The sequence below is a fragment of the Ruegeria sp. AI2 genome (assembly GCF_056541275.1).
Map to the genome: position 1 here is coordinate 152841 of NZ_JBQFYB010000002.1, position 21695 is coordinate 174535.

Annotated in this window: 21 protein-coding genes; 4 read left to right on the forward strand and 17 right to left on the reverse strand. The window is 57.6% G+C overall.

All coding sequences use genetic code 11. The features are described 5' to 3' along the window. Nucleotides 1–44 precede the first annotated feature (44 nt). The 3 genes from ACR0LL_RS08240 to ACR0LL_RS08250 are packed head-to-tail and all read left to right on the forward strand — an operon-like array spanning nt 45 to nt 3001. On the forward strand, nt 45–683 hold the full coding sequence (locus ACR0LL_RS08240) for an acyl-homoserine-lactone synthase (protein WP_267363827.1): 639 nt from the start codon (nt 45–47) through the stop codon (nt 681–683). A 60-nt stretch (nt 684–743) separates the two neighbouring features. Next, nucleotides 744–2285 carry an ATP-dependent DNA helicase gene (locus ACR0LL_RS08245; protein ID WP_480585595.1) on the forward strand — a complete coding sequence of 514 codons (1542 nt, stop codon included), beginning with the start codon at nt 744–746 and terminating at the stop codon, nt 2283–2285. Then, entirely contained in the window at nt 2273–3001 is a 729-nt protein-coding gene (locus ACR0LL_RS08250; RefSeq protein WP_480585598.1) for an SDR family oxidoreductase, read from the forward strand. The genes ACR0LL_RS08245 and ACR0LL_RS08250 overlap by 13 nt, the downstream gene beginning before the upstream one ends. A 3-nt stretch (nt 3002–3004) precedes the next feature. Here the strand turns inward: ACR0LL_RS08250 and ACR0LL_RS08255 are convergent, their stop codons facing one another. From ACR0LL_RS08255 to trpS, 14 genes are all read right to left on the reverse strand, one after another. After that, on the reverse strand, nt 3005–3772 hold the full coding sequence (locus ACR0LL_RS08255; protein ID WP_480585601.1) for a TIGR02186 family protein: 768 nt from the start codon (nt 3770–3772) through the stop codon (nt 3005–3007). 2 nt (nt 3773–3774) lie between these two features. After that, entirely contained in the window at nt 3775–4695 is a 921-nt protein-coding gene (locus ACR0LL_RS08260; protein WP_480585603.1) for a sulfite exporter TauE/SafE family protein, read from the reverse strand. Nucleotides 4696–4786: 91 nt separating this feature from the next. Further along, the gene (locus tag ACR0LL_RS08265; RefSeq protein ID WP_480585605.1) at nt 4787–5710 is read right to left on the reverse strand and encodes a sulfite exporter TauE/SafE family protein; all 924 of its coding nucleotides are present in this window, start codon (nt 5708–5710) and stop codon (nt 4787–4789) included. Between the two features lie 90 nt (nt 5711–5800). Continuing rightward, nucleotides 5801–6769 carry an ABC transporter permease gene (locus ACR0LL_RS08270; protein ID WP_267363835.1) on the reverse strand — a complete coding sequence of 323 codons (969 nt, stop codon included), beginning with the start codon at nt 6767–6769 and terminating at the stop codon, nt 5801–5803. Next, a complete protein-coding gene (locus ACR0LL_RS08275) occupies nt 6769–7863 on the reverse strand; it encodes an ABC transporter permease (RefSeq protein ID WP_267363837.1) in 1095 nt (364 codons plus the stop codon). Before ACR0LL_RS08275 ends, ACR0LL_RS08270 begins: the two co-directional genes overlap by 1 nt. 1 nt (nt 7864) lies before the next feature. Further along, nucleotides 7865–9394 carry an ABC transporter ATP-binding protein gene (locus ACR0LL_RS08280; protein ID WP_480585608.1) on the reverse strand — a complete coding sequence of 510 codons (1530 nt, stop codon included), beginning with the start codon at nt 9392–9394 and terminating at the stop codon, nt 7865–7867. A 95-nt stretch (nt 9395–9489) separates the two neighbouring features. Next, on the reverse strand, nt 9490–10488 hold the full coding sequence (locus ACR0LL_RS08285; RefSeq protein ID WP_209506467.1) for a BMP family lipoprotein: 999 nt from the start codon (nt 10486–10488) through the stop codon (nt 9490–9492). A 158-nt stretch (nt 10489–10646) separates the two neighbouring features. Then, nucleotides 10647–11060 carry a GNAT family N-acetyltransferase gene (locus ACR0LL_RS08290; protein WP_480585610.1) on the reverse strand — a complete coding sequence of 138 codons (414 nt, stop codon included), beginning with the start codon at nt 11058–11060 and terminating at the stop codon, nt 10647–10649. Continuing rightward, on the reverse strand, nt 11057–11647 hold the full coding sequence (gene tsaB, locus ACR0LL_RS08295; protein ID WP_480585612.1) for a tRNA (adenosine(37)-N6)-threonylcarbamoyltransferase complex dimerization subunit type 1 TsaB: 591 nt from the start codon (nt 11645–11647) through the stop codon (nt 11057–11059). The genes ACR0LL_RS08290 and tsaB overlap by 4 nt, the downstream gene beginning before the upstream one ends. Then, complete coding sequence (locus ACR0LL_RS08300) at nt 11637–12200, reverse strand: NifU family protein (protein ID WP_209506461.1); 564 nt, start codon at nt 12198–12200, stop codon at nt 11637–11639. The genes tsaB and ACR0LL_RS08300 overlap by 11 nt, the downstream gene beginning before the upstream one ends. 69 nt (nt 12201–12269) lie before the next feature. Further along, the gene (locus ACR0LL_RS08305) at nt 12270–12863 is read right to left on the reverse strand and encodes a DsbA family protein (protein ID WP_480585615.1); all 594 of its coding nucleotides are present in this window, start codon (nt 12861–12863) and stop codon (nt 12270–12272) included. A gap of 9 nt (nt 12864–12872) precedes the next feature. Beyond that, nucleotides 12873–13328 (reverse strand): universal stress protein, encoded by a 456-nt coding sequence (locus ACR0LL_RS08310; protein ID WP_267366250.1) that lies wholly within the window; start codon nt 13326–13328, stop codon nt 12873–12875. 77 nt (nt 13329–13405) lie between these two features. Further along, nucleotides 13406–14269: a branched-chain amino acid aminotransferase gene (locus ACR0LL_RS08315; RefSeq protein ID WP_480585618.1), complete on the reverse strand. Its 864-nt coding sequence runs from the start codon at nt 14267–14269 to the stop codon at nt 13406–13408. Nucleotides 14270–14328: 59 nt separating this feature from the next. Continuing rightward, complete coding sequence (trpS, locus tag ACR0LL_RS08320) at nt 14329–15357, reverse strand: tryptophan--tRNA ligase (protein WP_480585621.1); 1029 nt, start codon at nt 15355–15357, stop codon at nt 14329–14331. A gap of 86 nt (nt 15358–15443) precedes the next feature. On the opposite strand from trpS, the gene ACR0LL_RS08325 reads away from it, so the two are divergent. Beyond that, on the forward strand, nt 15444–16130 hold the full coding sequence (locus ACR0LL_RS08325; protein ID WP_480585624.1) for a rhomboid family intramembrane serine protease: 687 nt from the start codon (nt 15444–15446) through the stop codon (nt 16128–16130). Here the strand turns inward: ACR0LL_RS08325 and murJ are convergent, their stop codons facing one another. From murJ to ACR0LL_RS08340, 3 genes are read right to left on the reverse strand one after another with little or no spacing between them, the layout of a single operon-like run. Further along, nucleotides 16131–17672 (reverse strand): murein biosynthesis integral membrane protein MurJ, encoded by a 1542-nt coding sequence (murJ, locus tag ACR0LL_RS08330; RefSeq protein WP_480538971.1) that lies wholly within the window; start codon nt 17670–17672, stop codon nt 16131–16133. Further along, a complete protein-coding gene (locus ACR0LL_RS08335; protein WP_480585627.1) occupies nt 17669–20488 on the reverse strand; it encodes a [protein-PII] uridylyltransferase in 2820 nt (939 codons plus the stop codon). Before ACR0LL_RS08335 ends, murJ begins: the two co-directional genes overlap by 4 nt. Beyond that, nucleotides 20448–21620, reverse strand: a complete 1173-nt coding sequence (locus tag ACR0LL_RS08340; protein WP_480585629.1) for a penicillin-binding protein activator — start codon at nt 21618–21620, stop codon at nt 20448–20450. Before ACR0LL_RS08340 ends, ACR0LL_RS08335 begins: the two co-directional genes overlap by 41 nt. Between the last annotated feature and the right edge of the window lie 75 nt (nt 21621–21695).

Below are 21695 nucleotides of genomic sequence, written 5' to 3' on the forward strand. Positions count from 1 at the left end.
CTGTACCCCCTTCGTTCCTGCACAGGACGACAAGGGGAAAAGTCATGTTGCGTTATCTATATGCCGATGAGTTACACAGATTTCCGACTCTGGCTGAGGGGATGTTCAAGGATCGCGCAGATCAGTTCAAAACCCGGTTGGGGTGGGATGTCCATGTCAACAAAAAAGGAGAAGAGCGAGATGAGTACGACGACCTCAACCCGCTTTATGTCATCTGGGAAGAACCGGATGGCAGCCATGGCGGGTCGATGCGGGTATTGCCGACAACCGGCCGGGTAATGATCAATGAGGTGTTTGGGCATCTCAACGGCGGCAAGCCGATTTGCAGCCCGCTGATCTGGGAGGTGACCCGGTTCTGCCTGTCCCGCACAGCCAGCCCGCACACTGCCGGGGCCATCATGCTAAGCGGGGGCGAGATGATGGAAGGCTTTGGCCTGACGCATATTGCCGGTGTTTTTGATGCCCGTATGATCCGGATCTATCGTCTGATCGGGTCGTCCCCCGAGGTACTTGGAACCCAAGGCAAAGGGCGTGACCAGATCTCGGTTGGGTTGTGGCCCTATTCAGCGGATGATTGCAACCGCGTGGCTGAACGGGCAGGGATCCCGCGTGAGCTTTCGCGCATGTGGTTCAAGGCGGCTTTCGGGCGATCCAAACTGCACCGATTTGCCTTGTCTGCCTAAGGGCCGGAAAACGCAATTCCGCATCTGGTGATGGTTGGCGCGGCCCTGTAGGGTCGCGCCATGTCTTTGCCCAACGTGACCTTCTCAGATGATCAGGCCGCCGCGTATGACAGCATCGCTGAGATGCTGCGCTCAGCCGGTGTCGACCTGGAGGACGATGCCCTTCTGAAACTGCCGGGGGCAGGGAAGTCTGGTGTGATGGCTGTCATCGGCAAGGCCGGGTCCGGCAAAACGTTGCTACTGGCCGAACTTTACAAAGCGCTGGCGGAGACCGGCGTTCAGGTCGTGTCCGGCGATTACGAAAGCCGGAAATCCAGAGACAAGCGCAGCCTTGCCATTCTGGCCCCCACGAACAAAGCCGCAAGTGTTCTGCGCCTTCGCGGTGTTCCGGCAACTACTATTCACCGCATCCTTTATACGCCGGTCTATGACCCAGAATACGAGCGTATCGCCGAGTGGCTGGCCGGGAATGATGAACGCCCCGAGATCGAAGGTCTGACAGACGAAGCTTTGGACCGTGCCGCTGCGTTTTATCGTAACAACAAATCGATCCCCGGAGCGCTGGCCGCAGCCGGATTGCGCGGTTCAGATTTCATCACTGGTTGGAAACGACGTGAGGAACCGCTGGATATCGGGTTTGTCGATGAGGCGTCGATGCTGGATGATCGTCAGTTCGAGGACCTGAAAGAGATATTCCCGACCCTTCTACTGTTCGGTGATCCCGCACAGTTGGCTCCGGTCAATCAGTCCGGCAGCATGGTGTTTGAAGCCTTGCCCGAACCGCGAAAGCTGACGCTTCAGCGTGTGCATCGGCAGGACGCGGATAACCCGATTCTGGATCTGGCGCACGCTCTTGCCGATCCGTCGATGGGATTTGAAGAATTTGAACGTCTGGTCGAAGACACTGCCCGGCGGGATGACAGGGTCGTTTGGGGGCAGCGGGTCGAAGTTGATCTGATGGCGCGCAGCCCGGTTCTGGTCTGGCGCAACGCCACGCGCATTCGTTTGATACAGGCGTTCAGGCAGGTTCATGGTGCACCGGATACGGAGCTTTTGGAAGGCGAGCCGCTGATCTGCGACGGGATCGAGTTGCCGTTGAAGCACCGCAAGAAGCGGTTGGATCTTGAGGCGCGCGGCCTGATCAAGGGGGCCCAGGTTGTTTATCTTGGTCCCGGTCGCAAACCGGGGTTTTCTCGCTTGCATGTGATGGGGGCCGAAGACCCTCAGGTCAGTGCTGCGTCGATTGTCCAGATCGAAAAACCGGATGAGGAAGAGCCCTTCATTCCTTTTGCTGCCCGCATGGGGGCGACGTTTTTGCACGGGGCTGCGGTGACGATACATAAGGCACAAGGATCACAGTGGGACACGGTTCAGGTGTTTGCCCCTGACATTTACGCCGCGGCCCGTATGGGCCGTTCCGAGGCCGGGCAACCTTTGTGGAAGCGTTTGGCTTATGTTGCGATCACACGCGCACAAGAGCGTTTGATCTGGGTGGTCCGTAACCGGCTGTCGAAGCCCAGCCATCCGTTGCAGATTGATGATTTGCGCGCGGTCCCCGCAGTTTCACTCACACTGGAGACAGAAGAGACATGGGTTCCATAATCGTAACTGGTGCAAGCTCTGGCATAGGTCGGGCCACCGCCGAGCTTTTTCTGGTGCAGGGCTGGACGGTCGGGCTGCTGGCGCGCAGCGCGGACAAGCTGAATGCCCTCGCGCAGGAATACCCGGCGGCCATAGCATTACCCGCAGATGTGACCGACCCGGACGCCGTCAAACAGGCGTTCCACGCCTTCATGGATCGGACAGGGCGACTTGATGTTCTGTTTAACAACGCTGGTATTTTTGCCCGCGGCGGCACAATCGACGAAATCGCGTTGGACGATTGGTATCAAACCGTCAACGTCAACCTGAACGGTATGTTTCTATGCGCGCGAGAGGCCTTTGGGATCATGCGTCATCAAAGCCCGCAGGGCGGGCGGATCATCAATAACGGCTCGATTGCTGCGCATGTTCCGCGCCCGAATTCTGTACATTATTCGGCGACCAAACATGCCATTACGGGGCTGACGCGCAGCCTTTCACTGGATGGGCGATCCTTTGGAATTGCATGTGGTCAGATCGATATCGGCAACGCACGTACGCAGATGGTTCAGGATCTGGTGGATGCGGCGCAGGCGGCAGGCCAGACGCCGGACCCGACCATGGCGGTCGAAGATGCCGCGCGGTCTGTTCTGCATATGGCCACCTTGCCGCCCGAAGCGAATGTGCAGTTCATGACGGTCATGGCCACGACCATGCCCTATATCGGCAGGGGGTGAGTGTCAGTTTTCCCGCAACAGACGGAACGCTGTCGACGCGCCCCAACCTGCGGCAATCGCGATAACCAATGACATCAGCCCGTACCAAACGGGTTGCTGACGGGACATGTTGTACAGAAACCGCTCCAACCCGACTTTGCGGACATCGATTGTGGTTTCGTATTGTGATACGACCTCTCCTCCGCGGGTCAGGAAGATCCGGGCGGAATAATCCCCTTCGGTGAGGTCCGCGGGCATGTCGATTGACGTCCGGAACAAGGTTTGCTCGTCGACGGCCACTGTGTTCTCGCGGATGGAATACAGGTGTTCGGATTCACGGATACGGATTACGGCATCTGCAAAATCCTGAGCACCACGGATGTGCATGGCCGCTCCGACCGACCGGATCGCGCGTTCAATCGAAATGCGGTGACGCAGGTCTTCGGTATCGGTCAGAATTTGATCCAACGGTTCGCTGGTGGCAACCGCGTAAAAGCTTGGTGCCAGGTCGACCAGAACGCTATCGGTGTTAACCCATATTCCCAGCTTTCGCTCTTTGCGGCGAACCGTAACGGGCTCGGACGGGCCTGCAACTGCGACGATAACCGCGACCGGTGGGCCTGGGGGAATAGGGGTTTCCCGTTTGATGGCCCCGAAAATGAGGATCTCGGACCCGTCAAAGTCGGCAGTGATCGCAACACGATCCTGGCTAAGGCCCAGGACGACCTGCTCTTCATCGGCAGCGGCTGGCAGGCTGAACAGGCACAAAGCGGCAAAGACATAGCGCAGCATTCTCAATGCCCCCCGCTGTTGCCAAGCGAATAAAGCTCGGATGGTTCAAGAAGCAAATCAAGGGCCAGCTTGCCGCAGACGACCAGAACCAGCGCCGCTAACAGAACGCGCAGCTGTTCAGCCGGCATGCGCGATCCGATTACGGTTCCGATCTGAGCGCCAACGACGCCTCCGACCAGCAGCAAAACCGCCAGGACGATGTCCACTGTATAGTTGGTGGTCGCGTGCAGCATTGTTGTAAATGCAGTTACAAAGATGATCTGAAACAACGATGTGCCGACAACGACTTTGGTAGGCATCCCCAGCAGGTAGATCATCGCCGGGACCATGATGAAACCGCCACCGACACCCATGATCGCGGACAAGACCCCGACGCTTAGACCAACCACAGCCGGTGGAATGACCGAGATATAAAGACCTGATGTGCGAAAGCGCATCTTGAAGGGCATTGAATGAACCCAGCCACGTTGGCGGCGCTTGGCTGGCGCTGCCCCGCCTTTTTTGGCTTTGCGCAGCGCCCTCAGGCTTTCGAAGAACATCAGACTGCCAATGATACCAAGGAAGACCACGTAACAGAGGGTTACCAGAAGGTCGACCTGGCCCAGGCTTTTTAGGTAGTTAAAGACAACAACACCCAACGCAGCCCCGATCAGACCACCTGTTAACAATACCGTACCCATCTTGAGGTCTACGGTCTTTCGTCGAAAATGAGCCAGCACCCCGGAAAAAGACGAGGCAACAATCTGATTGGCCTCGGTCGCAACCGCAACAGCCGGTGGTATGCCAATGAAGAACAGCAGCGGCGTCATGAGGAACCCGCCGCCGACCCCGAACATCCCCGACAGAATTCCAACCATTCCACCCAGACCAAGGAGTAGAAATGCATTTACCGAGACTTCGGCTATGGGCAGGTAAATATGCATGATACCGTCACTTTGCGCTGGGTCTTGGCTTGCCTTCTATCACACTCGAGTTCAAGAGCGGTAATTGTCGCGTGGCGCGGATCGATCAACATCATACCCCTCCCGGTTCTGCCAGAGAAAAGATCTCTATTGGCGGCAACAGAAGGTCAAATCCGATCTTTCCGGCAACACTCATGACAAGAAGCGCGAGTAGAATGCGCAGCTGTTCTGCTTTCAGACGCGCACCGATCTGCGTCCCCAACTGTGCGCCCAGAACTCCGCCGGTCAACAGGAACAGGGCAAGGACTATGTCGACGCTGAAATTTGTCGATGCATGTATCATGGTTGTGAAACCGGCGACGAAAATGATCTGGAACAGGGATGTCCCGATAACCACTTTGGTTGGGATGCCAAGAACATAGATCATCGCGGGCACCATGATGAACCCTCCGCCGACACCCATGATCGCAGACAGGATGCCAACGCCAAACCCGACCAGCGCAGGTGGTATAACCGAGATATAAAGGCTTGATGCCCGAAACCGCATCTTGAAGGGAAGTGTGTGAACCCATGTACGCTGGCGTCGCTTGGGGGCAGATTGAGTACCGGACTTGCTGGCCTTTCGGATGACGGCAAGACTTTCGATGAACATGAGGGTCCCGATGGCCCCCAGAAACACGACGTAGCAAATCTGTACAGCCAGATCGACCTGACCGAGGTGTTTGAGAAAATTGAAAACCAGCATACCCAGGGCCGCGCCAAACAACCCTCCGGTCAGAAGAACGCTTCCCATCTTTAGGTCCACGGTCTTGCGCCTGAGATGCGCCAGCAATCCCGAAATAGAAGAGGCGACAACCTGATTGGCCGATGTGGCCACGGCAACCGCCGGGGGAATGCCGATAAAAAACAGCAGCGGAGTGATCAAAAATCCTCCGCCGACCCCGAACATGCCGGATAAAACACCGACGACCCCACCGATCCCCAACAGCAGGAATGGGCTGACAGAAACTTCGGCTATGGGAAGGTATACGTGCATACCCTCTTAGAACGGTTGCGGCATGCAAAATCAACTCTGCATGCCGCCTTGCAGCGAACAGGACCGAAACTCATTTCGGAACTGGCCTTATTAGCGCTCCTTGATGTAGGGCTCTCCGCCTGCACGCGGTGGTACGGCCTTGCCAACAAACCCGGCCAGAATAACCACTGTCAGAATATAGGGCAGGGCATCCATCACCTGGACCGGAATCACTATGCCGCCAAGATCGATGTTCTGGAATCGAAGTGCTACGGCCTGAAGCAGGCCAAACAGCAAACAGGCCCACATGGCGTGCCACGGGCGCCATTTGGCAAAGATCAGGGCAGCCAGTGCAATAAAGCCGCGACCAGCGGTCATTTCTTTGACGAACCCAGCCTGCAAAGCCGTTGCCAGGTAAGCACCTGCAATACCACAAAGTACACCACAGATCGCGACGGCTGCGAAACGTAGGCCAACCACGGACACGCCTGCTGTGTCGACCGCTGCCGGGTTTTCACCCACAGCTCGCAGGCGCAGGCCGAACCGTGTGCGGAAGAGCACCCACCATGTCGCTGGGACCATCAGGAATGCGACATAGACAAGGATGGAATGGCCTGAGAGCAGTTCGGAATAGATCGGGCCGACAATCGGAACCCCTCCGAGCGCGTCGGAAAATGGAAAATTGATAGGCTCGAACCGGCCGCCACCAAAGAGCGAGGGCGTGCGACCGCCCTGCTGGAACCAGCTTTGGGCGACAAGCACCGTCAGGCCCGAGGCAAGAAAGTTGATGGCGACACCCGAGATCAGCTGGTTGCCCCGGAAGGTTATCGATGCCAACCCGTGCAGTCCTGACAGCACCAGTGACGATCCGATACCAGCCAGCAGGCCCAGCCAGACTGACCCTGTAACCGCCGCGACAGCCGCAGAAAAGAACGCGGCTACCAGCATCTTACCTTCCAGCCCGATGTCGAAAATGCCAGCCCGTTCCGAATACAGACCGGCCAAACAGGCCAGCAGAAGCGGCGTGGAAAGGCGGATGGTCGAATCCAGAACCTGGATGAGGGTTACAAAGAAGTCCATTACTCTGCCCTCTTCCGCATACCAAGGAACAGTTTCTCAAGCGGCATCCGTACCATGTTGTCCAGTGCCCCGGTGAACAGGATCACCAGCGCCTGAATGACCACGATCAGTTCACGCGGGATCGATGCCCACAGTGCCAGCTCGGCCCCGCCCTGATATAGGAACCCGAACAAAAGCGCGGCCAGCAATACGCCGAAAGGATGTGACCGCCCCATAAGGGCCACCGCAATCCCGATGAACCCAGCGCCCTCGGTCGAGTTCAGAACAAGGCGCTCCGCCTCGCCCATAACGTTGTTGATGGCCATCAGACCTGCCAGCGCACCCGAGATCAGCATCGCAACAATGGTAATGCGAACCGGCGAGATGCCGGCATAGACCGCGCCGGTTTCCGAGTGGCCGTAAGCACGGATTTCATAGCCCAGCCGGGTCCGCCAGATCAGCGCCCAGACGACGACACAGGCCAGCAAAGCGATGAAGAACGTAATGTTTACCGGAGCCCCCCGGAACACCACGTTCTCTGCGGTTGAGAACATTGACTGGAATGTTGGCAGATGGACGGATTCGGGGAACCGTGCGGTTGCCGGGTCCTGCGACCCTTGCGGGCGCATGACATTGACCAGCATGTAGTTGAGAAACGCAGCGGCGATAAAATTGAACATGATCGTGGTGATCACGATATGGCTGCCGCGCTTGGCCTGAAGATAGGCCGGGATAGCGGCCCAAAACGCGCCGAACAGCATTGATGCCGCGCAGGCCGCAAGCAATGCAATGCTCCAATGCGGCCAGTCGACGTAAAGGCAAACCATTGCCACCCCAAGACCGCCCAACATCGCCTGACCTTCGCCACCGATGTTGAACAAGCGGGCGTGGAATGCGACGGCGACCGCAAGGCCGGTAAACATGAAGTTTGTTGCGTAATAGAGCGTATAGCCCCAGCCATAGGTTGACCCCAACGCGCCCGAAACCATCAGCTTAACAGCCTCGACGGGGTTTTCTCCGATGGCGAGAATGACCAGCGCCGACAGGATAGCGGCCAGCATCAGACTGATCAGCGGGATCAGAACAACATCTGCCCATTTAGGCATTTTTTCCATCCTACGCGGCCTCTCCTGCAACACCGGCCATCAGCAGGCCAAGTTCTTTTTCATCTGTTTCATTGGGCAGCCGTTCACCCATGATATGCCCGTCGAACATCACTGCGATCCGGTCGGACAGCGAGAATATCTCTTCCAACTCAACCGAAACCAGCAGGATCGCCTTGCCTTGATCGCGCAGGGCCACGATCTGCTTGTGAATGAATTCGATCGCGCCGATGTCAACGCCGCGCGTCGGCTGGCCGACCAGCAGCAGGTCAGGGTTTCGCTCGATTTCGCGGGCAACGACGATTTTCTGCTGGTTTCCACCCGAAAAGCTCTTGGCTGCAAGCCAAGGATCCGGTGGCCGGACATCGAATTTCTCGATCTTGGCTTCGGTATCAGCACGCAACGCGGCATTGTCCATGAACAGGCCCCGCTGATAAGCGGGGTCCCGGTGATAGCCAAAGGCCACGTTTTCCCACGCGTGGAAATCCATAATCAGGCCTTCACGCTGCCGATCTTCCGGCACATGCGCTATATGCTGTGCACGACGCGCCTGACCGTCAGATCCGGCTCCGCTTAGGGCCAGCGGTTCGCCGTTCAGCTTGATCGAGCCTTGTCCCGGACGCATCCCGCCCAGAACCTCCAGCAGTTCCGACTGCCCATTGCCCGCCACACCGGCAATACCGACGATCTCACCGGCACGAACGGTCAGGTCGATACCTTTGACCCGTTCAACACCGGCGGAATCGAAAACGCTCAGCTTTTCGATCTCAAGAATGGGTTTGCCCGGCGTCGCAGGCACCTTGTCGACTTGCAGCAAAACCTTACGGCCTACCATCAGTTCGGCCAGTTCTTCCGGGCTGGTGTCCAAAGTTTTCACCGTAGCTGTCATCTGCCCACGGCGCATGACCGAAACGGTATCGGTGTTTTCCATGATTTCGCGCAGCTTGTGGGTGATCACGATGATCGTTTTCCCTTCGGCCCGCAGACGATCCAGGATACGAAACAGTTGGTCAGCCTCAGCCGGGGTCAGAACACCAGTTGGTTCATCCAGAATCAGAATCTCGGCCTTGCGATACAAAGCCTTCAAAATCTCGACACGCTGCTGCATCCCCACACCGATCTCATCAATGCGTTTGTCGGGGTCAACGAACAGTTCGTATTCTTCTTCCAGTTCTTTCAGCTCTTTGCGGGCCTTGACCAGAGACGGAGCCAGAAGGCCGCCATCTTCAGCACCCAGAACGATGTTTTCCAGAACCGTGAAATTCTCCACCAGCTTGAAATGCTGAAACACCATCCCGATGCCCGAGGCGATAGCCGCCTGGCTGTCAGGGATTTCGGTCTTTGTTCCGTTGATCCAAATTTCACCTTTGTCGGCTTTGTAAAAGCCGTAGAGGATGCTCATCAGCGTGGACTTGCCCGCACCGTTTTCACCGATGATCCCATGGATCGTACCGGGGGCGACGCTGATTGAGATGTCTTTGTTGGCCTGAACCGGCCCAAAGGATTTGGAAATCCCTTTGAGCTCAATGGCGGGGACGGTCATGTCTTACCCTCAACTGCCGAAAAGCCCATCCGGCAGGTGGCACGGATGGCAGAGTGGATGGCAGGGCGGAAGGGTTCCTTCCGCCCCGCGCGATATCAGAACTGCAGTGCGGGGCAGCTGTCGTTCTCGTAATAGCTGACAACGGTGATATCGCCGTTGATGATGGCTTTGCGGGCTTCTTCCACCGCATCGTTCATGCGAACTGAGACAAGCTCTTTGTTGTTATCGTCCATGGCGACGCCTACACCTTCTTCGGCCAGTCCCATGGTGAACACGCCGGTTTCTACGGCGTCACCTGCTTTCATCGCGTCATACACCGCGACGTCGACACGTTTCAGCATCGACGTCAGGACCTTGCCCGGATGCAGGTGGTTCTGGTTGCTGTCCACGCCGATCGACAGAATGCCTTCGTCGGCTGCCGTTTGCAGAACGCCTACACCTGTACCACCAGCCGCGGCATAGATCACGTCAGCACCCTGGCTGATCTGTGCTTTTGTAAGTTCGGAACCTTTTACAGGATCGTTCCACGCCGCAGGGGTGGTGCCGGTCATGTTGGCGACAACATTGATGTCCGGGTTCACCGCTTTGGCGCCTTGTGCGTATCCGCAGCCAAAGTGGCGGATCAGCGGAATGTCCATACCGCCGATAAAGCCAACGGTGCCGGATTTTGATGCCATCGCGGCCATCATGCCAACCAGGTACGACCCTTCATGCTCGGCAAAGCCGATCTGGCGGATGTTGGGGATGTCCAGCCAGTTCACGTCGACAGCCACGAATTTGGTTTCAGGATAGTCGCCTGCAACAGCCGACAACGGATCAGCCATACCAAAGCCCATGGTGATGATCGGGTTGGCACCTGATTCTGCGAAACGGCGCAGAGCCTGTTCGCGCTGTGCTTCCGACTGGATCTCGATCTCGCGATACTTGCCGCCGGTCTCATTGGCCCAACGCTGCGCGCCATTATAGGCAGCTTCGTTGAAAGATTTGTCGAACTTGCCGCCCAGGTCAAAGATCAGCGCCGGTTCGGCGAAAGCTGCACCTGCGGTCAGAGCGACAGCAGCGGCAGCACCCATCAAGGATTTCATCAGGGTCATTTAAGTCTCCCATTTTTTTTGTTGGCACGAAGTCAGATTAGCCCCGTTTACCCACTTTTAGCGAGCATAAGTGTTGTGATGGCGGGAATTAAGGACGTTTGCAACCGTCATGGTCAATTGATTTCTGACCAAATGGTCTAAAAAATCTTTGGTTGCCGTTAGGGCAGTGGGCGTTCCATCACAAGAGCATCGATATTTGGGCCTGTTTTTCTGGAATAATAACTCTTGCGCTGACCGCACTGGCGATACCCGGATCGCCCATACAGCGCGATTGCTGCAACATTGTCGGCTGCGACGTCCAGAAAAGCGCGGTTTGCCTGCAAGGTGACTGCCCGGTCGTGCCAGTTGCGCATGGTCTGAAACCCCAGACCTTGTCTTTGAAACGCGGGGTGAGTCGCAATCGTCAGCAACTCTGCCTCACCCGCGATCACCTGAAACAGGGCAAAGCAACGGTCATCCCCAACGTAATCAGTTAACCGGTTCTCCAAAAGGCTGGCGAATTCATCGGCAGTCCATGGGCGTGACTGGGTGAATGCCGCTGCATGTGTCGCTGCCATCTCGTAAGGCGTCATTGGTCCAGCAACACAGGCGGCACATCTCGGGACGGGGCTGCGTCCGCAGGTCTGACATATAGCGGGGCCGGAGGTGCACTGACCTTGCGCCATCGTCTTGCGGCATGTCTGGCAACGGCTTGTACCTGCAATGCGGGGTCGGAGCAGACATACAAAGGCCCATGCTGTTCGGCCTCGTCCCTAGGCAAAAGGCAAGGGCCGGTTCCGGGAAGTTGTACATACACCTGTTCGCGCGGCGCAGGGATGGCTGGAAGTTGGCTCTCTTCTGCCAGTTCAATCAGAGCATCGAATCCAGAAACGCCCACCGCCGGGACGCCAAGGCCCAAGGCAAGGCCCCGGGCGGCAGAGACCGAGATGCGTATACCCGTGAAATTTCCTGGCCCAATCCCAACACCGATAGCGTCCAGATCGGCCCATACGCAACCGGCCTCGGTCAGCACTTCTTGCAGCAAGGGCATCAATCGTTCGGCTTGACCCCGCGACATGCCTTCGACACGGGATACTGCGATCACACCGCCACGCAACAAAGCGGCCGCGCAATGCGCGGCCGATGTATCAAATGCCAGGATCGTCGGGTCAGACGGCAACTGGGCGAACCTCAGTCACTTCGGGGATGTAATGGCGCAGCAGGTTTTCGATACCCATCTTCAGTGTCAGGGTCGATGACGGGCATCCCGCGCAGGCGCCTTGCATGTGCAGATAGACGACGCCGCGATCAAAACCATGAAAGGTGATGTCGCCACCGTCCTGTGCCACGGCCGGGCGCACGCGGCTGTCCAGCAGGTCTTTGATCTGGTTGACGATTTCTGCATCTTCTCCGGTATGTTCGGCATGACCCGAGGCCGCTGCCGCGTCGGCACCCATGACGGGTTGACCGGATTGATAATGCTCCATCACTGCGCCAAGAATTGCAGGTTTGATGTGATCCCATTGAACATCGTCGGATTTGGTCACCGTGACAAAGTCGTTTCCAAAGAACACCCCCGTCACGCCGTTTACCGCAAAGATTCGTTTGGCCAATGGGGACTTGTCACCAGCCTCGGCTGTCGGGAAATCTGCGGTTCCAGCCTCAAGAACCGTTTGGCCGGGCAGAAATTTCAACGTGGCCGGGTTTGGGGTGGATTCGGTCTGGATGAACATGAGGCAGCTCCGTCTGAGGTGTTTCTGATATGCGCTCAGGGGTCGGAGAAGTCAATATTTGGAACGATTCTAAATTGTGACCGCGTAACGAATCGCGTCATCCAGCCGGTCATCCCCCCAAAACAGCTCTGTTCCTGCCACAAAACTGGGTGCGCCGAACAGGCCAAGTGCTTTTGCGCGCGCGGATTGCTCGAACAGCGCAGCCTTGATGCTCGGATCTTTTGCACGATTCATCACTGCCGCAGGCAGACCCGCTATCTTCAGGCAATCCTCAAGCACGTCTTCGTCAGAAATGTCCCTCCCGCCCCCAAATTCAGCGCTGAAGACAGCCTTTGCGAAGGCAACCCGTTCTTCGCCATGCTCAAGGGCCAGAGCCAGGCGTGCTGCGGTGAGGGAGTTTTGCGGGAATGGGTCAGGCCGAACCAACGGCAGCCCTCGTGCGCCGCAAAGACGTTCCATGTCGCGCCACATATAGCGCCCTTTGGCCGGATACAGGTTGAACGGCGACGTGCGCCATCCCTGCTCCGCGAAAATCGGACCTAACAGAAAAGGCTGCCAGTCGACCGGGACGCCTTTGTCCTGCGCGGCCTGTTCGATCCGCATCGCGCTGAGATAGGAATAGGTCGAGGCGAAGTCGAACCAGAACTGCAACGTCTTCGCCATGTTCGATCCTCAGGTGATTTCTTCCAGCTTTTCCTTGCTCAGATCACCTGGAACAATCGTGATCGGGATCGGTAGGCTGCCAGAGTTTTTTGTGAGCTGAGTTACCAGCGGGCCGGGGCCTTTCTTGTCAGTCCCCGCCCCAAGAACAAGAACGCCGATCTCAGGGTCAGACTGAACGTGTTCGATGATCTGCGGCACCGGATCACCTTCGCGAATGGCCAGTTCAGGTTCTACATTCTGTTTGTCGCGCATCCATTTGGCGAAGACTTCGAAATGGGCATGGATACGTTCCCGGGCTTCTTCGCGCATGGTTTCGGCAACACCGATCCAGTGATTGAACTCGTCCGGCGGAATAACCGACAAGATCGTCACTCCGCCACCTGTATGCGCGGCACGCATCGCGGCGAACCGCATTGCGTTCAGGCATTCACGGCTGTCATCCAGAACAACTAAGAACTTACGCATGGGTGTCCTCTTCAATTTTAAGGGATCATGCCCGAGCGTTTGCGTGCTGGCAACTCGGACACGTTCATGTCGATGTACTAGCGTTCGCTTGCAGCCCAGTCCCAGTAAAGTGCGCGGGCACGGCGGGCAATGGGACCAACCTGAAACTGTGTGTCCTCCAGCGCAGTTACCGGTGTGATCTTGCTCATATTGCCGGACATGAAAACCTCATCCGCCTGGTGAAAATCCTCGAAACCCAAGACCGTTTCATGAACTGTGACACCATCCTCGCGCAGATTCTTGATATGTCGCGCCCGCGTGATCCCTGCCAAAAATGTGCCGTTGGGGATCGGGGTAAAGACCTCGCCATCCTTGACCATGAAGATGTTGGCCGTTGCCGTTTCGGCCACATTGCCCATCGCGTCAGCGACCAGAGCGTTCGAGAATCCTTTGGAGCGTACCTCTTGCAACATGCGCGCATTATTGGGGTAAAGGCACCCGGCCTTGGCATTGACCACAGCCGATTCCAGTACCGGGCGACGGAATCGCGTGGTCGACAGCGTGGCCGAAGCCGTTTCAGGTGCCATTGGGATTTCTTCCAGACAGATGGCAAACCCTGTGCTGTTTTCCTGCGGAACGATTGCCGTGCTATCGCCGTCAATGCCCCAATACATCGGGCGGATATAGACAGCCGTGTCAGGGCTGTAGGCTTGCAACCCTTCATGCACCAATTCGACCATCTGCTCGGTTGTCATGGTCGGTGTCAGCATCAGGGCTTCGGCGGACCGGTTCACCCGGGCGCAATGCGCGTGCAGATCAGGGGCCAACCCGTCGAAATAACGGGCGCCGTCAAAGACCGAAGACCCTAGCCACGACCCGTGATCCGCTGCGCGCATGATGGGAGTATCCCCGTCATGCCATTGGCCCTGAAAATAGGTCCGGATGTTTTTGCCGGTTGCCATGACGCCCTCCTGTGGTTCAGGCAGACCCTAGGTGGGCGTCAGGCGAAGGTCCAGTGCATTCAGCGTGATGCTGATCCGACCATACCGACGATTTCATAGGTCTTTTGCAGGATCGGAGCGGCGATCTGACGCGCGCGCTCGGCTCCGTGAGCCAGAATCCGGTCAATCTCGGCCTGTTCCCCCATAAGACGCGACATCTCAGTCGAGATTGGGGCCAGCTTGGCGACTGCCAGATCAGCCAACATCGGTTTGAAATCACCGAACTGCTTGCCCCCAACTTCGGCCAGAACCTGGTCGATGCTCTGGTCGCTGAGTGCTGCGTAAATATTGACCAGATTGCGCGCTTCGGGGCGGCCCTCCAGACCTTCGACATCCGACGGCAAAGCGTCAGGGTCGGTCTTGGCCTTGCGGATTTTCTTGGCGATCGCATCGGCATCATCGGTCAGGTTGATCCGGCTCATGTCCGAGGGGTCGGACTTTGACATCTTCTTGGACCCATCCCGCAAGCTCATGACCCTTGTGGCTGACCCTTCGATCACCGGCTCGGTGATGGGAAAGAAATCGACGCCAAAATCGTTGTTGAATTTTATGGCGATGTCGCGGGTCAACTCCAGATGCTGTTTCTGGTCTTCTCCAACTGGCACATGGGTTGCGTGATAGATCAGAATATCGGCTGCCATCAGAGCAGGGTAGGCAAACAGGCCAAGCGAAGCGTTCTGCTGGTTTTTGCCCGCCTTGTCCTTCCACTGGGTCATGCGCTGCATCCAACCCATGCGCGCGACACAGTTGAATATCCAGGCCAGTTGCGCGTGTTCCGGCACCTGACTTTGGTTGAACAAGATTGATTTTTCCGGGTTTAGACCGGAAGCGATGTAACCGGCACAAAGCTCCCGCGTTGCATGCTGCAACTCGGTTGGGTCTTGCCAGACGGTGATCGCGTGCAGATCGACCATGCAATAGATAGTCTCAAATTCCTCGCTCTGCATTCTCACCCAGTTCCGAAGCGCCCCGAGATAGTTGCCGAGATGCAAATTGCCCGAAGGCTGCGCACCGGAAAACACGCGTGGCGTGAATTGGGACTCAGTCATCAAAGGGAACTCCTGTCTGGAAAAATCAGCCCCCGTCGCTTACCCATGAGGCAAAGGGACGTCAACAGCCGCGAAAGGCCAGCCCAATGAGCAGTGAGCATTACACACCGCCTGTGAACCCTCTGCCACCTGCTGTGGTGGCGCTGGTTCTGTTCATCATCGGGATAGAAATTGCCTTCACGCTGGGATCACGCGGGCTGGTCGGAGGGCCAGCAGCGGTGGGCTGGCGGCTGGATGCGATCCAGCATTATGCGTTCTCTGCGGATATTTTCGACTGGATGGTTCTGAACGGGCGCTGGCCATTCGAACATGTCATCCGCTTCGTGACCTACCCCTTTGTATCCGCCAATTTCACGCAGGCGATTTTCGTCTGTGTTTTCGTGCTGGCGATGGGCAAAATGGTTGGCGAAGTGTTCGGCGGTTTCCCAATGCTGCTGATTTTTGTCGTGTCGGGCATTGGCGGCGCATTGGCCTACGCCGTGTTACTGGACCCGCGCTATCCGCTGATCGGAGGGTTCCCGCCGGTGTACGGTCTGATCGGCGCATTTACGTGGTTGTTGTGGCGCAAACTGTCACTTGTAGGTGCAAACCAAGCACGGGCATTTCAATTGATTGCCGTCCTTATGGGCATACAATTTCTTTTCGGCCTGATCTTTGGCGGCAACTGGGAATGGGTTGCTGATCTGGGTGGGTTTGCCACCGGTTTTGGCTTGTCTTTTCTTGTTGCACCGGGCGCGTGGTCCCGGATCGTCGGCCGCATTCGCCGGGATTGATCAGGACCGGCGCAGGGCGTGTTTGAACTCCGACAGTTTGAAAGCGCCGAAGATATGGCCCAGAAGGAAATATGAGACGGCAGCGACCATGATCAGGACCAGCAGTGCCAGATAGCGCCAGCCGGGAACATCCAATGCCCACCCGAACAGGTAGAGCGCTGCGTATAATATCGCGCCCATCCCAAGCGAAGCGGCCACAATCCGGCCCGCGCGCTTTTTGAACCGGACATCAAAGCGCGCCTCTTCACCCATACGTCGTGCGCCGAAAGCCAGTAGCACCACCATCGCCCACCCCGCAGTCGATGCGGCAATTGCTGGCGCGATCCAGCCCACCAGTGGAAACAGACCAAACGCAAGAGCAGCGTTCACGATCATCGCAACAACTGCGTAGTGAAACGGGGAACGCGTATCCTCGCGCGCAAAGAACAGCGGTTGCAGCAATTTTTGCAACATGAAGGCCGGAAGCCCGACCCCATAGATGGCAACCGCAAGGGCCGTGGCGGCCGTATCCTCGGGGCCGAACTGACCACGTTCGAACAGCACCGATACGAGGGGGGTTGGCATAACCACGAAGGCCACAGTCGAAGGCAGCGTCAGCAGCAGTGTGAACTCACCGGCCCGGGAAAAGGCATTGCGTGCGCCCTCTTTGTCCTCCGCACGCAAACGGCGGGACAGGTCCGGCAACAAGACTATGCCGACAGCAATGCCCACAACACCCAAAGGCAACTGGTAGAGCCTGTCTGCGGCAAAAAGCCAGCTGACGGCATTTTCGGTTTTCGATGCAACCAATTGCCCGACAACGAGATTAACCTGTGTGACCCCCATCGCCAGCGCGGCCGGGACCGCGATACGTACCATCCGTCGCATTTCAGGCGTCAGGCGCGGCATGCTGGGGCGGATGCGGATGTCGGCGCGTTCGGTTGCGATCCAGACCAGCGCCAGCTGCGCGACACCGGCCACTGGAATGACAGGGATCAACCACCGGATCACCTCGCCGCCGGACATGGCACCGGCAATCAGGGCGGTGCAAGCGAAGATGTTCAGCAGAACAGGTGCGGCTGCCGCCGCCGCGAACCGCCCGGTTGCATTCAGAACGCCTGAAAACAAGGCAGCCAGAGACATGAACAGGATGTATGGAAACACAACATATCCATAGTCCACCGCCAGATCGAACCGTTCATCGCCGTAAAACCCTTCGGCGGTCAGCCAGACCAGACCGGGCATGAAAACCATGGCCAGCCCGACCAGCGCAAGAACAGCCACGGCCAAAAGATTGAACGCGTCCTGCGCAAAACCCTGAGGGTCTTCGTCTGCTTCCAGTCGTTTGGAAAACATCGGCACAAAGGCCGCGTTAAATGCCCCCTCGGCGAAAAAGCGGCGGAACATGTTGGGCAGGCGAAAGGCAGCAACAAAGGCATCCATCACTGGGCCCGGCCCGATATAGGCCGTCAGCAGTATCTCTCGCAGAAACCCCAGAATTCGGCTGGCGAGCGTCCAGAAACCGACCGTGAACAAGCCCGAGAACAAGCGTATTTGCTTCATGAGGCCGCACGCTCAGCGCCTTCGGTGATTGCCGTGCGCAGCTTCGCCTCAAGTCCGCGCTGTTTGCTTTCCGAGTAATACTTCAAGCCGAACATGTCCTTGACGTAGAACGTATCGACCACCTGCTCGCCATAGGTCGCAATCACGGCATTGGCGATATAAACGTTCGCCGCGGCCAGGGTCCGGGTCAGGTCAAACAGCAGGCCGGGGCGGTCGCGTGTGTCTACTTCGATGATCGTGTAGATTTCAGAGCCCTCATTGTCGAACGTGATATGTGTTGGCACGTTGAAAGCGCGTTCGCGTTTCTTGATCTTGTCACGTGACTTCAGCGCTTCCTTGGCGACGACTTCGCCGCGCAGGGTCTTGTGAATCATCTGGGTCAAGCGTGGAAGGCGCGATGCCTCGAACGGGTGCCCCTCGGCGTCCTGTATCCAGAACGCGTCCGTTACGTAGCCGTCTTTGGTGGTATAGCTGCGGGCATCGACGACATTCGCGCCAACCAGAGCCAGTGCCCCGGCGATGCGGGCAAAAATACCGGGGTGATCGCCCATCGCGAAACAGGCCCGCGTCGCATCACGGTCTTCATCAGGTTGTAGGCGAATTTCCATCGCGCCGGGATCGCCGCTTTGTTCCAGCGCGTGCAGCATCTCGGCAAACTCGATATGCGTCGCAAGATTCAGGCCCTGCCAATACGGGGCGTAGTGGCGCCCGGTCTCGACCTTGAGGTCAGCCTTGGACCAGTTGTCCAAAGCGCGGCGCAGTGCTGTTTTGGCCTCGGCCCCCCGGTTTGCCCGGTTCAGATCTTCCATACCGGTTTCCAGTGCACGCTTTGTTTCAGCATGCAGGGCGCGCAGCAGAGTGGCCTTCCAGTTGTTCCAGGTGGTCGGGCCAACGCCGCGAATGTCGCAAACCGTCAGAACCGTCAGCAGATCCAGCCGTTTGGTTGTCTGAACGGCCTTGGCAAAATCGCGCACTGTCCGAGGGTCGGAGATATCGCGTTTTTGGGCCATATCGGACATAAGCAAGTGATAGCGCACCAGCCATTCAACGGTTTCGGAATCCGATTTGTTCAGGCCGAGCCGAGGCGCCACCTTGCGCGCGATCTGTGCCCCGAGAATCGAGTGGTCTTCGGGGCGACCTTTCGCAATGTCGTGCAGAAGAAGCGCGACATACAGCACCTTGCGATTGACCCCGCCTTTCAGAATCGAAGAGGCCAGAGGCAGAGATTCGACCAGCTCTCCGCGTTCGATCTGGGCAAGATTGACGATGCACTGGATCGTATGCTCGTCCACCGTATAGCTGTGATACATATTGAACTGCATCATTGCCACGATGTGCTCGAACTCGGGCAGGAAAGCGGACAGCACGCCCAACTCGTTCATCCGTCGCAATGCGCGTTCCGGGTTGCCGTGTTTCAACATCAGATCTAGGAAAATGCGCTGAGCTTCCTTGTCGCCGCGCATTTCGTCATCGATCAGATGCAGGTTCGCGCTCACCAGCCGCATGGCATCAGGATGGATCAGCATACCTGTCCGCAAACCTTCTTCGAACAGGCGCAGCAGGTTCACTTTGTCGGAGAGAAATTTCTCAGGTTCCACCAGATCCAGACGACCGTGAACCACCTTGTACCCTGCCTTGACCCGTCGACGCCTGCGGAAAATGCGTTCCAGCAGCGGCGCACCTTTCATGTGCAGCGCTTCGAGTTTGGTCAGGAAGATGCGCGTCAACTCACCTACGCGGGTGGCTTCGCGGAAATACCGCTGCATGAACACTTCGACCGCGCGACGCCCGGCGCGGTCCTCGTACCCCATGCGCGCGGCGACCTCGACCTGCATGTCAAAGGTAAGCTGCTCGGTCGCGCGACCGGTGACTAGATGCAGGTGTGATCGCACAGCCCAAAGGAATTCCTCGGCCTGAACGAAGGTCTTGAACTCTTCGGGGGTGAACAACCCCAAAGGCACCAGTTCGGCCACGTCCTGAACGCCATAGACATATTTCGCGATCCAGTAGAGGGATTGCAGGTCACGCAGGCCGCCTTTGCCTTCCTTCACGTTGGGTTCGACCATGTAACGCTCGCCTTGTTTATGGTGGCGTTCATCACGTTCGTGCAACTTGGCTTCGATGAACTCGCGTTCGGTTCCCTTGAACAATTCGTCTTTCAGCCTTCGGTCCAACCCGTCCGCCAGTACCTTGTCGCCGGCCAGATAGCGTTGCTCCAACATCGCTGTGCGGATCGTAAAATCCTCGGCACCCAACCGCAGACAATCTTTGATCGTGCGTGACGAATGCCCGACCTTAAGTCGCAAATCCCACAGGATATAAAGCATCGACTCGATGACGCTCTCGGCCCAGGCGGTGATCTTGTAGGGGGTGAGGAATAGCAGGTCGACATCTGAAAACGGTGCCATTTCCCCGCGTCCGTAGCCGCCAACAGCCAGAACGGCGATCTTTTCACCTTGGGTGGGTGTTGCAAGCGGATGCAGGCGTGTGCTTGAGACCAGCATCGCCGTCCCAACCAGTTGATCTGTCAGGTATGTATATGAGCGCGTGAGTGCGCGCGCGTCGAAAGGACGTTCGCCAAATGCCTCTGCAATGGCCGCGCGGCCAGACTTTTGAGCCTCGCGTAGAACGCGCACCGTCTCGGACCGCATTTTGGTGTTGTCCGGGCAGACCTCAAAGGCCTGAGCCAGTGCATCATTGACGGCAGTGCTGTCGAAGATGTCTCCGGCGGGGCAGATCAACGCGCTTTCGGGCACGTTGATCGCGCCAGTCAGATCAGAAACCGGCGCCAGAGAAGTTTTGCGGGGCAGGGTCAATCACAACCACCTGTTTGTTCTGGATCGTGGCAACCGCCAGACCGCGTTCGTTGGTGCCGTCCGGGCGCAGACGGAAGATGCCGCCAACGCCCTGGAAACCGGCGCTCTGTGTCAGGGCCGAAGCGGTCAGGGCGTCTGATTTGCCCTGGCTGACCAAGGCGCCAATTGCGGCGATACCGTCGTAGGCCAAACCGCTGATCGGGTGCGGTGCTTCGCCGTAGGTTGCGTTGTAACGCTGACGGTAGGCTTGTGCCTTGGACGGGTCAGGCAGCGCAAACCACCCCCCCTGAACCCCCGGAAGCTCCAGAGTTTGCGGCGGGATATCCCAACGTGTCAGGCCAATGAATTGCGTGGTTGCCGGAGAAACACCGGCCTCTGGCAGCAATTGCGAGAACAGCGGCAATGCCCCCGCCGTGGTCGCCGTCAGGAAGATCGAATCCGCGCCCGTCGAATCGACAGTGGCCTTGATCGTGGGAACCGCATTGATGACGCCCTGTTGCGACCGGTCGTAAGCGACGGTCCCTGCATTGTTGACCCGGCTGTTCGCTATGGCATTGGCGATTGCGGACCGGCCCAACTGTCCTGCGGCGTCGTTGCTGTGCACGACCACCGTGTTGACCTTGCCCTGACTGCCCGCATAATTCACCAGCCGGTTGGCCGTGTTGTCAAAGGTCGGGCCCAATACAAAGACGTTGCCGCCTGCAATGCTGGCGTTGTTTGAAAACGAAAGAACGTTGACGTTCTTGCTCAGCACCGCCAATCCGGCAGCATTCGCTGCTTGGGCATATACCGGACCAATGATGATTTTTGCCCCGTCCGCAACAGCCTGCTGTGCAACGGCTGTCGCCGTGTTCGGGTTTCCGGCCGTGTCATAAACGCGTAAGTCGATCTGGACATTCGGCAAATCCGACATCGCAAGACGCGCGGCATTCTCAAGGCTTTGCGCCAGCGCTGCATCACCAGATTGCGCAGATCCTCTGGGAACCAGCAAGGCGACAGGAACCGGCTTTGCGGTATTGATCGAGGGACCTCCGCCAAGACCACCTGGTTCACAGGCAGCAAGAAACGCTGCGGTCGTCAGGGCAGCGGCGACTTTCGCCAGCTTGCTTACGGGCTTGCAAACGGTAAACATCTAAATGAAAACTCCCTGATCCGGCGGCTGCGAATGCTTCTGTTCTGTTGAGCCGCGATAATAAACGTCACGCTG